Origin of the sequence: Blastopirellula marina DSM 3645, assembly GCF_000153105.1 — a bacterium.
Taxonomy (GTDB): Bacteria; Planctomycetota; Planctomycetia; order Pirellulales; family Pirellulaceae; genus Blastopirellula; species Blastopirellula marina.
In genome coordinates this window covers 318,416-330,393 of sequence record NZ_CH672376.1, presented here as the reverse complement: position 1 = coordinate 330,393, position 11,978 = coordinate 318,416, and the positions used below count along the sequence as shown (strand labels likewise).

Genomic DNA, 11,978 nt, shown 5'->3' with positions numbered 1-11,978 from the left:
GCTGGCGTCGTTTAGCCAGTTCGCTACCGAGTCTTGCACGTACTGTGTTTCGTCGCTGTTGCAAGCGTCTAGAAGCTCGATCATCGGCGTCGGGTCTTTTTTGAGACGCTTCAAGTGAGCACACCAAACGCCGCAGGGGCGCGTCACTTCGATTGCAAAGCGGCGGACAAAGGGATGAGAATCGACGGCCCATTTGTGGAGGCGGTGGACTTCATCAATCAGCGCATCGGGGGCAGGGGAGCGAACGCACATCCACGCGATCTCGCGCACGCCTGCGTTGGTGTCGATCGCGAACTTGCGCACCCTTTTTAGTCGTTGCAGAAAAGAGAGCCGCGGGTTGGCGCCATCCGAAAATGCGGCCCAGACGCGCACGACATCACTCGGGTGAGTCGCCATCTGATCTTAGATCGCCGTTGAATCTTCCGGTGCGGTCAGCGCCGCATAAAATGCGGCGCCGATCCCCGCGGAGCGCTCCAGCGGGCTAGTGTCCAGTTTGGTTCGACATAGCACAACTTCAAATCTGGCGAACGGGCTACGAAGAAGCATCACCGCCATTTTTCCGCCGCGTCCAAAGCGTCAAGAAGCACGGCATCATCACCGTCCGCACGATGAACGTATCGACCAAAATGCCGACGGTCAGCGAGAAGCCGATTTCGACGATCGCCAGCAGTTCGCCAAAGCACATCGCGACAAAGGTGCCGGCCATGATGACGCCGCAGCTGGAGATGATGCCGCCGGTGTGGCGAATCGCTTTGCGCAATCCGGCGGTTGGCCCCAACCGGCGCTGCTCTTCAAAGACGCGGGTCGCCAAATAGATGTTGTAGTCTTGGCCGACGGCGATCAGGATGACGAACAAAAACAACGGCGCCTTCCAGTCGAGTCCCTGATAGTTGTCTGGAAACATCGCCGCAAAGAACCACTCGGTCACACCCAGCGTCGCATAGTAGCTCAGCAGCACCGACGCAATCATGTACGCGCAGACGACCGGCCGACGCAGGATCATCAACAAGACGGCGCCGACGCCGAGGACGACTAGCAATTCGATCCGCTGCGAGTCGTTTTTGGTGACGCTCCGCAGGTCACGCACGCCGGCGGTCGTGCCGGAAATATAGAACTGCAGATCCTGCCAATTGCTCGACGCGTTCGCATGATACTCGGCAAGCGCTTGCTCGACGTTTTCGACAGACGAGATCGCTTCGAGCGAGAATGGGTTCTCGTCGACCACGACGCGGAACAGGGCCGCTTTCCCTTGGAACGGCGACGTTTGCGGCAGAAACTGTTCGCGAGTGCGGATATGGTTTTTCAGGAAAACCTCAGAGGTGAGCAACGAGATCCGCCCCGGTTGATGGCCCAGCGGGTTTTCACTGCTGTAGACTTTGACGACGCGCGGATCGGCGGCGAATAAACGCTTGGTCAATTGGGCGATCGCTTTGCTTCCGGCTTTCGATTCAAAGTCGCCTGTCTCGGTTTTCGCCATGACGATGACGGGGTTCGCCTGACCGATCGGAAAGAATCGCGCCAGTTGCTTGGCGCCTTGTTTGGCGGGGCGATCATCGGGCAAGTCGTTCAGCAAGTCGTACGAAACCTCGACGGCCTGACCGGTGGTGATGCGCAGCCAGATCGGATGCCATGCCGGAATCAACAGCAGCGAGACTGTCAGGACCAACAGCAAGCCGGGGCGCCGACTGACCGCGGCGGCGATCCATTCCCAAAAGTTCGCGCGAGAGTCGTGCTGCCGATCCTGCAGCGAGTCGACCGACATCGGCCAGAACGTCTTGCGCCCCAGCGCTTTCAGCAGCGCCGGCGCGAACGTCAAACAAACGGCCAAGGTCACCAGCAAACAAAGCGCGATCGCCGGGCCGCTGTTGCGAAACTTGCCGAAGTCGGCGAAGAACATCATTCCCAGCCCCACGACCGTCGTCAAAGCGCTGCCGCAAATCGCATCGGCCGTGCCGTGCAGCGCTTTGGCGACCGCTGCGCCGGGATCGCCGCACTCGGCCAACTCTTCTTTGTAGCGGGAGATCAGAAAGAGACAAAAGTCGGTGCCGGCGCCAAACAAGATCACCACGATAAAGATCTTGGAGGTTTTAAAAACCTCGAAATCCCACCAGCCGAAGCCGGGCAATTGATCGACCAGCGTCAGCGCCGCGACCAACCAGGTCGCTACGCAAAACGAAATCGCGATCGACAGCAGCGGCGCCATCGCCAACAGCGGAGCGCGATAGACGATCAGCAGAATGATGATCACCAACGCGATCGTGTAAAACTCGGTGCTCGCGATGCTCTCTTTGGCCGCTAACAACATGTCGCCGCCGATCGCGGCGCTGCCGGTGACGCCGATTTCTAACTGCGTGTCGCCAGCGGCCGTGATTTCGGCGCGGCGCTCATTCAGCAGTGATTCGATCTGACTGACGATCCGAATGTTGTCGGTCGCGGCTAACTCGTTGGTCAGTTGCAATACGATCAGTCCCGCTTTTTGCTCGGGGTCGACCAGCATCTTGCCGACGACCTCGGTATGGCGCGTCCAGACGTCAAACAATTTCCAGTCGGGAGCGTCGACCGGCAGGGTCGCCGCCGTTTCGTTTTCTAATTGGGGATCGAGCGCGATCGCTTGCGCTTTCTGCTGCTGCGCATCCGAGTCATTCCCTTGCAGCTTGGCCAACGTGGCGAGATTCCAAACAGGCTCCGCCGCGTCGTAATCGAGAAGCTCCGCTTCGGTCAGCGCGGCGCCGGCTCGATCGAGCAGCTTGGTTCGCTCGTCGCCGGTTGCGGCTTCGGCTTGAGAGAGCCATTCGATTCCCTGGGCGTTTTGAAACGGCGACGCGAGGCGATCGATGGTTTGCCACTGCTCATCACTGAGCGGCTGCTCATCACGCCGCGAAGCGACGATCACAATTTGGCTCTTGGCTTTGCGATCCGGAAAAGCGGCCGCCAGCTCACGTTCGGCGATCAGGGCCGGCGAAGAAGCCGGCAGATAAGCCAAATCACCATCAAGCGTCACGTCGTCCCAATGAGGAGGAGCGACGACGGCGCACACCGCCAGGATGATCCAAATGGCGATAATCAGGATCCAGCGGCGGGCGATTAGCTGGCCAAGTCGCTCGAATGTCAAAGCAAAGCTGGGGAGAAAGGGATAGCCGGCGCAGATTGCGATTTTAACTTCTGCGCAATTTAGCCCGAACAGCTGAGAGAAGCCAACCCATACCCCGCTGACGCAGTAGCAGTCCAAGTCTAAGCCGCCCGTAAGCTCCGCTTAGGAGCGGCTCTCCGCCATACCGCTCGGTTGTTGCTGGGAAATACCAAATCTAAGCATCGCTTCCCTTCGATCGGCTCACTCTCGCAAAAGCGATGTCACGGATCGAATCGAGCGAAATTCGGATTCGTTCAAACTCGAAGAAAACACCGAGCTTGCTGCTCTTTGTGACGTCGCTGATGAAGAAAGCGTCAAGAAATCACCAATCTTATTTAATGCACGGCAGATTTCATTGACAGTCAATTTTGTACACGATATACCGACATTAGATACCCTGAGGGATGCGACGATCCCCCTCTCATCAAAGAGAGCAACTCTTACGTAAAACGTCATCCGTTGTCGTGAATCGCTACTCGCAGAACAGTGTTGAATGAACAACCAGGGCGTTTCCTTGGTCCGATTAACTTTGCTCGAAGAGACTTTCCATGCTCGCTTTTTGCAATGCACGCTCGCGCCAAAAGCGCTGCGGTTTTACGTTGGTCGAACTCTTGGTCGTGATCGCCATTATCGGCGTCTTGATCGCATTGCTGCTGCCGGCAGTTCAGCAAGCGCGGGAAGCAGCGCGACGCATGACCTGTCAAAACAATTTGAAACAGTTGGGGCTCGCGCTGCATAACTATCACGACACGCTGAAGCGTCTGCCGATCAACGCATTTGACCGCTACGGCGGCAATAATATGACCGTTCTCACTGGCTTGCTTCCCTTTGTCGAACAGTCGGCCCTGTATGACGCGCTCGATCTAAAGTCAACAAATCTGACAACCTATCTGATTGACGGCAAAGAACTAGGTAAATACCAGATAACTTCTTACCAGTGTCCGAGTGATGGCGAAGCTGCCGTTCCTGATCCGACCTACGGATATGCTCGCACCAGCTATGCCTCCAGCATGGGCGCTCAGCAATTGCAATCCGCCACTGGTTGTAATTTGTTCGCGACGGCTGGAGCATTTCCAACGGGACTGGGGCTGGATAGTGATAGTGATGGCGAAGACCCGTTCAATCGCGGCAATGTTCGAGCGGACTACGGCAACCTACCGATTTCTGGTCCGTTCGGCCGCGGCAGACGTTCCACCTATTCCGCGAGCCTGAAAGATCTGACCGATGGCACTACGAACACCATTCTCATGGGCGAGATTCGTCAAGCTTGTAACACGTACAGTCCCTATGGCTGGGCTTGGCCCGAATCGCTCTGGTATGCAACGACGGCGCCGATCAATTTCCCGACTTGTCCGGGCCATCCTCGATATGGAACCAACGCGTGTTTCTCGAACTCCACGAACAATTACAACGCGGTCTTCGGTTTTAAATCACTACACCCCGGCGGTTGCCAGTTCGTGATGGGGGATGGCTCGGTTCAGTTTCTCACGGAATCACTCGAGCGTTTGACTTATGCCCGGCTGGGAGACAAATCAGACGGCGGAGTCATTGAGTCCCTCTAGGCCGGTGCATCTATAATTTGTCTGCTAATGTTGCGGTCTTTGAAAGCTTTCTTCCTCCCTTAGGAGAGATAGGCACATGCCTCAAATACGACTTTTCGCCGTCGCGGCGATCCTTTTCGGGGCAATCGCCGGTTGCGCAAAAGATAACTTGCCTCTGACATTTGACGTCACCGGAATAGTCGAGCATCAAGGGCGCCCAGTCGATGGAGCGACGGTTACGCTAGTTCCCAGCGAACCGAACGGTCGCTCCGCCAGCGGGATCACCGACGCAGACGGGAAGTTTTCAGTCGTGACCTATCTGACTGCCAGTCAACAGCCTGCGGGGGCGTTGCCTGGAGCCTATTCCGTGACCGTGAGCAAGCTGCTGGTCCATCAACTTCCGGAAGGACTTTCGGCCCAGGATGCGCAAGACGCATTCGCCAAAATGGGTCCACAGAAGAACCTACTTCCCAAAAAGTACGCCAGCCCAAATACGTCGCCATTCCAAGTAGAGATTACCGATTCGGAACCGGAACCGCTCGTTCTGAATCTGGAGGGCTAGATTCGCGATCACCAAAATCAAATCCTGAATCGGCGCCATTCCTCGCAGCGATTCTATAAAAAACGCCAGGATAGTCTTCACTATCCTGGCGTTACATGTTGGTAGTCGTGGTTGCAAACGGTGGCGGAGACTACCGTTGGCCGATCGCTCGATTCGAGATCTGAGCCGGTTGCAACTGCACCAGGGCCGCTTCTAGTCCGGCGTCGAGGGCCGCATCGGACTTCGATTCGAGGATGGTCGTGCCGCCGATCGGCTTGGCGACCCGGCGAACAATCACATCCGGCGTGACGCCGCGATTGCTGATCGCCTGGCCGCTGGGGGAATAGAACTTGGCGGTGGTCAGACGAAGTCCGGCGTTGGCGACACCCAGCGGAAAGATCCCCTGGACTGAACCTTTGCCGTAGCTCCGTTCGCCGACGACGGTGCCGCGATGATTGTCGTGAATCGCTCCCGCGAAGATCTCGCTGGCGCTGGCCGAGTTGGCGTCGATCAGCACGACCAGCGGCATTCGCCAAGTGCCGGCCTGATGAGCGGTATAGTCAAAGTCTTCGCCGGCGCTGCGGCCGCGCGTCGAGACGATCGTTCCTTGATCGAGGAACAAGTCGGCGATTTCAACCGACGAAGTGAGCAGACCGCCGGGATTTCCTCGCAGGTCAATCACCAAGGCCTGCATCCCTTGACGATGCATGCTCCACAACGCGGCGGTCAAATCCCGCGTGGTCGTCTTCTGGAAACTGGCGATTCGCAGATAGGCGACGCCGGCGGCCGGATCGATCATTTTGATCACGTCAACGCTCGGCACTTCAATCCGATCACGCGTCACCGAAACGTCCCGCTTTGCGTCATTCGCGTCGGCGATCGTCATGGTGATCGAACTGCCGATGACGCCTTTCAGCATGTCGGCCGCTTTTTCGCTTCCCAACTGGTTGATCGTGCGTCCTTCGACCGCGACGATCCGTTCGCCATCCAAAATGCCGGCCTTGTCAGCCGGGCTGCCGGGAATCGAACGCACGATCAACAACGCGTCATCCTGCGTCTTCAGCTCAATGCCGACGCCGACAAAGTTGCCTTCGATCTGCGAATAGACTTCGTTCAGCTGGTCCGGCGTCAAAAAGCAAGAGTAATGGTCCAGCGACCCAGCGGCGCCGCTGATGAATTCCAACACGGCCGCGGTCGCCGGCATGCCTGAGATGCGTTGCGAGATCTGTCCCGCCTGCAATGCGATGGCCCGGACGTCAAAGCGATTTTGCACGCGGTCGATTTGCGCCGACTGCCACAGTTGGCGGCGGAGATCGGCGATCTGCTCTTCGCTCATCCCCTTCAGATTGACCTGACGGAAGGTGCGATCAAACAGCGCGGCGTCCAACTGCAACATGCCGCGATAGGCCAAATCGGACCAACGGGGCGAATCGACATAGTTGGTTTGAATCTTGGCGAGCAGGTCATCGTACAACGACAACGCCTGATCGGCCGGCAGATTGCGCATGCCGCCGACAAAGCTGCGATCGGCGTAACGACGCGAGACGTCATAACGACGACGAACCGTGTCGACCTTCTCTTTCAGCTGAGCGACTTCCGGAAAGGCTCGCGCCGCATCTTCAAAATGCGTCAGAGCCTCGGCCCAGCGTCCCTCTTTTTCCAGCAGTTCGCCATCGGCGATCAGCTGCGTGATTTCGCGCTGATCCAGAACGGCTTCGTCCGGAATTTTGACTTGGGCCAGCGCCGCTGGAGCAGCGACGAGCGAAAGTAGTATTAGCGTTAACAAGAAGGCGCCGACAAAGCGGGAGGCCGATCTTGGCGTAGTCCATCGCAACATTCGAGAATCCGTCGTGTTTTGGGGCCAATCGCCCGGCGAGGCGATCTGGGGAAACCGCCGCTTGCGCGACGTTAACCGACCTAAGAATTTGGGCCCTGAGTCTCGACCCGCGAAAGCTTAGGTCACGATTTCGCCCTGGTCAAAAAAACCGACAAGAAACCGAGAGAGTTTATTCGGCATAATCAGCGCCAGCCGAACTTGATGCTCGGGTGGTGACGCCTGCCGCCGTTCTCGGCGTTAGTCACGAATGGTCGGTTGCGCATCCTGGCGCAGCGGTACGTCTTGAACCGATCCTAGAAAGGGCTTGCTCCCAGCTTCCTCATCATACGCGAAACATGAGGAAATCGTTCAGATCTTGACGAAAAAAGGGAGGATAGCGGCGCTAGCGGCAGTTTGCCCTCGGCCTGCCGATGCGCTACTGTTAATAAGGAGCAAGCAACGCTGATTCCCCCCTCGGACCTACTCCAACCGCAAGTATGGCCTACCAAGTCTTCCTGATTTTGCTGCTGGGAGCAGCGGCCGGCGCCGCGACGCTCTACCTTCCGCGACTGCGGCTCAGCCCGCGGATCTCGCTGCGCGCATTGCTGGCGGTGATTGCAATCCTTAGTCTGCCGCTCGCCTATCTGACCCATTGGCGTTATTACGACCGAGCCCAGGTCGGTTGGCTGCAGATCGATTCGCCGCAAGCGCAGCGATTGTTGGGCGAAGTTGAAATCGCCGCCGACGCCGATACGCCCACCGCCGCCTATACCGCGAACTATGTCGACGTGCGACTTCTCTATCAACAAGCCGAATCGACCGTTCGGCCCGGCGGCGCGCTGCAAGTCGATTTTGACAACGACCGCGTCGTCATTCAGTGCGAAAATCGGTTGGAATTGCAGGCGCTGGTCGCCCAAATGAAACAGGCCGATCGCCGTCGCCCTGATCAATTTGTGATTCGGGGAATCGTCGTCGATCGAGACGGATTGCCGATTTCCGGCGCCGCGATCGACTTGATCGGCCCCTGGTCGCTAGAGAATTTCTTCCGCACCCGAGCCGACGGCAGCTTTTCGATGCCTGTCAATGCGCCCGAAGGGGACGGTTATGCGCTGCAAATTCGCGCAGACCAGAATCACCCCATTCTGACGACTCCCTTTTCGCTCGACGAAAAGGAGCGCGAACGAATTGCCCGCGTTCGACTTCCCCGGTAGCCGCGTTTTAGTGCTTGCAGGGGAGGACCTGTCGGACGAAAATCGACATATCCATCGTTGTCGATGATTCCTCGTCACATCCGACTCCCTGCCAGCATGAGCCGTCTGTGAGTTTTATCGCTTCTTGTCCGCACTGCCAGGCGAAGTTCGCCGCGCAAGATCATCTTGCCGGTAAAAATGTGCGCTGTCCGAAATGCAAAGTTCCCTTTCGCATCGGCGACGTGATCGGCAAAGCGCAGAAAAAAACGGCGGCCGAACGAGAGCAGAGCCGGAAAAGCAAGAGCGCCTTTGACGAGGATTTGCCGGTCGCGCGTCCAGCCAAGCCCGCTCCGAACAAGCCTCGCGCCGCGAAATCGAGTTCCGCCCAAGCTGGATCCGGCACATCGGGATCGACGCGTCCGGCGCCCCCTTCTCCGTCCACGACGCCGACGCGCTATTGGAAAGAGATCGCCCAAGAAAATCAGCCAGAGCCGCCGCCGGTTCCAGTCGCAGCGCCGATTCCAGCTGCTGCGCCGCCGCACGTGACTCCTCCGCCGGAACAGCCGATCGTGTTGAGTCCGACGCTCACGGCCGCGTGGGAATCGTTGCCGCCGATCATCTTGGCCACGGCGCGACATAAAGCCGCGGCGCTCCCCTCAGCGCCCGCTTTCCAGTCACCATCGGATATCGATCGCGAGATCGAAGCGTTGACGGCGGTCAAAATGCCGGCCGGCGACGACGACCTGGATGATTCGCTCCTGGATCAACCGCGTGCGACTGCTACGGTTGGCCGACCTGGTGCGATGTCGCCGCCAAAGCAACGATCGGCCGAGCCGGCCGAAGAAGTAATCGAACTTGGATTTGAAGATCTGGTAGTCGAGGAACTGGAAGAAGAAATCGTCGAACTCTCGGAGGACGATTTTGTCGACGAATCCTCGTCGCCGGCGATTGAATTTGATCCTTCGGACGAGATCATTACCGAAGTGGAGATCGTCGAAGAGGCTCCGCCGCGTCGCTCGTCCGCCCCTTTTTCCGCAACTCCAGGCCCCGCTGTCACGGGCCAACCGGCCGCAGCGATCGAGACTCTCCCCGCTCCCCGCTCGAACCGGCAATTCACGATGTTGCTACTCGGCGGCGCCGGCGGCCTGGCGGCGATCTTGACCCTCATCGCCGTCGTGATCGCGCTGAGCGGCGGTTCTCCCCGCGACTTCCAGCCGAGTGAGACTTTTACGCCGACTTCCAGTATTGGCCAGTTTGTCGATCCCAGCGGCAGGATCAGCGTCCGTTTCCCACAGCCATTTCGAGTCACGCCGCCGGTCTCCCGGGGGCATGTCCGCGTGCGCGGCGCGCAGTTGGTCGGCAAGTCTGAGACCTTTAGCGCTTACTACAGCGATACGACGCCGGGGGTCACGCCGCCGTCCGGCGCCAAGCCGCTGCGCGAACATTGGCTCGCTTTTGATCTGCCGGAACTGGCCGATGCGAGCCCCGCGATCACGTCGATTCGCCGACACATGATTGGGCAGGATTACGCCGTTGAATATCGCCTGGCGACCGATATCCAGCGAGATCAACCCGGCGAATCACGAGTTCTTTTAATCTTCATCCAGCAGCGAATGTTTCTCCTGCTCTGGTCGGGCGAGGAATATCGCGACGACGTCGACGACTTTTTTGCGTCGTTTTCGATCGGCGATGAAAAATTTGGGACACGTGAAGAACAATGAAGCGGATCGCCAGCTCAGATCCGTGATTGCGGTCGGACCGGCTGGGCGAAAGAATAAGTGAGATCTCTCCTTCGGGTGCTTGAGGCCCAGCGGATCGTTTACTTCGTCTCCTTACTTCCTCGAAAGGATCGCTACGATGCCTATCGTTGCGACCTGTTCGCACTGTCACGCGACCTTTGAAGCCAACGATCGCTTGGCGGATAAAAATATCCGCTGTCCGAAATGCGGCGAAGTGATTCGCATTTCGTCCGGCGCAGCGACGCCTGGCGCCACGACGTTCCGCGGCGCGCCGGCGATGTCGCGCAACCTGATGGACGACGCCGAGATCCCGATCAAAGATCCGCTGGCCGACCGCGCGGCCCATTCGCTGGCGCGCAAGAAGTTTCGGCGGCAGCTGATGCTCTGGTCGGTCCTGCTAACCTTCGTCGTGATCATCGGCGTTGGCATCTTTATCGCCTACGAAAAAGTCCAGACGATGAAACTGCCGGTCGCGACGACCAGCGGAATCCATCTTCCCCCGCCTCCGCTCGCCGATCAATTGAACTGGGAGACGTTCGAGGGGCGGGACGATTGGTCCATTCAATTTCCGGACGTTCCCCAAGAGACGACGGCGGATGGAACAACTACGGTCTGGCTCGACGCGGGCCCCGATTGGGGACGCTTTTTGGTGGAGGTCCGCCAGGAATCTAACAACGATTGGAACAATCTGACCGGTCAGATCAGCGTCGACGAAGCCAAGCGAAACGTCCAATCGGCGAATCTCTTGAGCATCGCGGATCGACGCTCTTTATTCGCGACCGGCTATCAGGTTCATCGCATTCGCCTAGCAGGAGACCTCCCCATGCAAGGCGCTCAATCGGCGATCACCTACAAATTTTCGGTCGACGGCGCGACATATACGATCCTCTGGCAAGGAAAAACTAGCGACGCCGATTCCCAAGTCGTGCGTCATTTCTTCGTTTCCTTCCAGCGAAAAGGGGCGGCGCCTCTTTCTGGTTAGCACCGCTGGCGCTTTGATATTTTTTGCACTTTCGCTCGCTAGCGGCGTATAAAAGAGGATGGGAATTTCCGCTTGTTCCCAATCAACAAGCGGTTTTACTTCGGCCAACTTCAGTCGTGCTTCGCCAGGATCTACGCAGCCGTGCATTATTTCGTTTCTGACCTGCATCTCTTTTCAGCCCGCTCGAATGCGGCGCAATACGAGGATGCGTTCAACGAGCGGGCCGCAACAGGGTCGACGTTTGTCCTCGGCGGCGACATCTTTGACTTCGATTGGTCGACCTTTCCTTCGCCAGAAGCGACGACCAACGCGGCGATCGACTGGCTGCACCGCTTTGTCACGGCTCATCCTGATTGCCAGTTTCACTATCTGCTCGGAAATCACGATTGCCTGCCGGCGTTCGTCAATCGACTCGACGAACTCTCGGCTTCCCTCTCCAATCTAGCATGGGAACCCTTTTATTTGCGCATCGGCGACGTCTTGATGCTGCATGGCGACGTCGCTAATCGTCACATGGACGCCGCCGGACTGATCGCCGCTCGAGCGACGAAAAACGAACCCCGCTGCCGCCCCGCCTATCACCATCAGCTTTATAGTCTGGCCGTCAAAGCACGCCTGCACAAAGCGATTAGCGTTGCGATCAATCCTAAGCGTCTCGTGGCGCGGCGTATTTTGTCTTATCTTGAATCGGTCGGTCACGGCGTCGAAAGCGGAATTACGGACGTCTATTTTGGCCACACCCATGTGCCGATGCGGCAATACTGCTATCAAGGGGTTCTCTTTCACAATGGGGGCGCTGCGATGCCGGGGCTGAAATTCCAGATTTTGGAAGTGAATCTTTCGAAATAGCGCCTTTTCCCACGCGGCGGCGCCGCGAGAATCGCTTGAACTTCGCCGACGCCCTGGTTGTCCTATTTTCGCAGTTCGTACCGATTGCGACTCGTTTGTTGGCCCGCGATTTGTAACGATCTATAATTCGTAAGCCGAATTGTCGGAAAGTTGAAGCGTCTAGCGACGAATGCTTATTGGACGAATTTGA

8 protein-coding genes and 1 pseudogene are annotated in these 11,978 nt (G+C 57.9%); 6 read left to right on the top strand and 3 right to left on the bottom strand.

The features are described 5' to 3' along the window. Together DSM3645_RS30595 and DSM3645_RS03005 are read right to left on the bottom strand one after the other, a co-directional pair. Positions 1-396, bottom strand: a pseudogene (locus tag DSM3645_RS30595) (hypothetical protein); the annotation flags it as partial. Between the two features lie 136 nt (positions 397-532). Beyond that, positions 533-3,112: an MMPL family transporter gene (locus DSM3645_RS03005; protein WP_002650542.1), complete on the bottom strand. Its 2,580-nt coding sequence runs from the start codon at positions 3,110-3,112 to the stop codon at positions 533-535. A gap of 566 nt (positions 3,113-3,678) precedes the next feature. Between DSM3645_RS03005 and DSM3645_RS03000 the strand changes: the two genes are divergently transcribed. Together DSM3645_RS03000 and DSM3645_RS02995 are read left to right on the top strand one after the other, a co-directional pair. Continuing rightward, positions 3,679-4,692, top strand: coding sequence for a DUF1559 domain-containing protein (locus tag DSM3645_RS03000; RefSeq protein WP_002650541.1), 1,014 nt, complete (start codon positions 3,679-3,681; stop codon positions 4,690-4,692). A gap of 76 nt (positions 4,693-4,768) precedes the next feature. Beyond that, positions 4,769-5,233 carry a carboxypeptidase-like regulatory domain-containing protein gene (locus DSM3645_RS02995; protein WP_002650540.1) on the top strand — a complete coding sequence of 155 codons (465 nt, stop codon included), beginning with the start codon at positions 4,769-4,771 and terminating at the stop codon, positions 5,231-5,233. Between the two features lie 130 nt (positions 5,234-5,363). Here DSM3645_RS02995 and DSM3645_RS02990 read toward each other — a convergent pair whose 3' ends face one another. Beyond that, a complete protein-coding gene (locus DSM3645_RS02990) occupies positions 5,364-7,049 on the bottom strand; it encodes a S41 family peptidase (RefSeq protein ID WP_002650539.1) in 1,686 nt (561 codons plus the stop codon). Between the two features lie 476 nt (positions 7,050-7,525). Here DSM3645_RS02990 and DSM3645_RS02985 point away from each other — a divergent pair, with 476 nt between their 5' ends. The 4 genes from DSM3645_RS02985 (at position 7,526) to DSM3645_RS02970 (ending at position 11,788) form a co-directional block, all read left to right on the top strand. Next, entirely contained in the window at positions 7,526-8,239 is a 714-nt protein-coding gene (locus DSM3645_RS02985) for a carboxypeptidase-like regulatory domain-containing protein (protein ID WP_002650538.1), read from the top strand. 107 nt (positions 8,240-8,346) lie between these two features. Then, complete coding sequence (locus DSM3645_RS02980; protein WP_002650537.1) at positions 8,347-9,939, top strand: MJ0042-type zinc finger domain-containing protein; 1,593 nt, start codon at positions 8,347-8,349, stop codon at positions 9,937-9,939. A gap of 136 nt (positions 9,940-10,075) precedes the next feature. Continuing rightward, positions 10,076-10,939: a hypothetical protein gene (locus DSM3645_RS02975; RefSeq protein WP_002650536.1), complete on the top strand. Its 864-nt coding sequence runs from the start codon at positions 10,076-10,078 to the stop codon at positions 10,937-10,939. A gap of 141 nt (positions 10,940-11,080) precedes the next feature. Further along, complete coding sequence (locus DSM3645_RS02970; RefSeq protein WP_161603275.1) at positions 11,081-11,788, top strand: metallophosphoesterase; 708 nt, start codon at positions 11,081-11,083, stop codon at positions 11,786-11,788. Positions 11,789-11,978 lie beyond the last annotated feature (190 nt).

What these genes read in the sequence shown, in the direction of transcription:
- DSM3645_RS03000 (WP_002650541.1), top strand. Translation starts at nt 3,679, where the DNA reads ATGCTCGCTTTTTGCAATGCACGCTCGCGCCAAAAGCGCTGCGGTTTT.
- DSM3645_RS02995 (WP_002650540.1), top strand. Translation starts at nt 4,769, where the DNA reads ATGCCTCAAATACGACTTTTCGCCGTCGCGGCGATCCTTTTCGGGGCA.
- DSM3645_RS02990 (WP_002650539.1), bottom strand. Translation starts at nt 7,049, where the DNA reads ATGTTGCGATGGACTACGCCAAGATCGGCCTCCCGCTTTGTCGGCGCC.
- DSM3645_RS02985 (WP_002650538.1), top strand. Translation starts at nt 7,526, where the DNA reads ATGGCCTACCAAGTCTTCCTGATTTTGCTGCTGGGAGCAGCGGCCGGC.
- DSM3645_RS02975 (WP_002650536.1), top strand. Translation starts at nt 10,076, where the DNA reads ATGCCTATCGTTGCGACCTGTTCGCACTGTCACGCGACCTTTGAAGCC.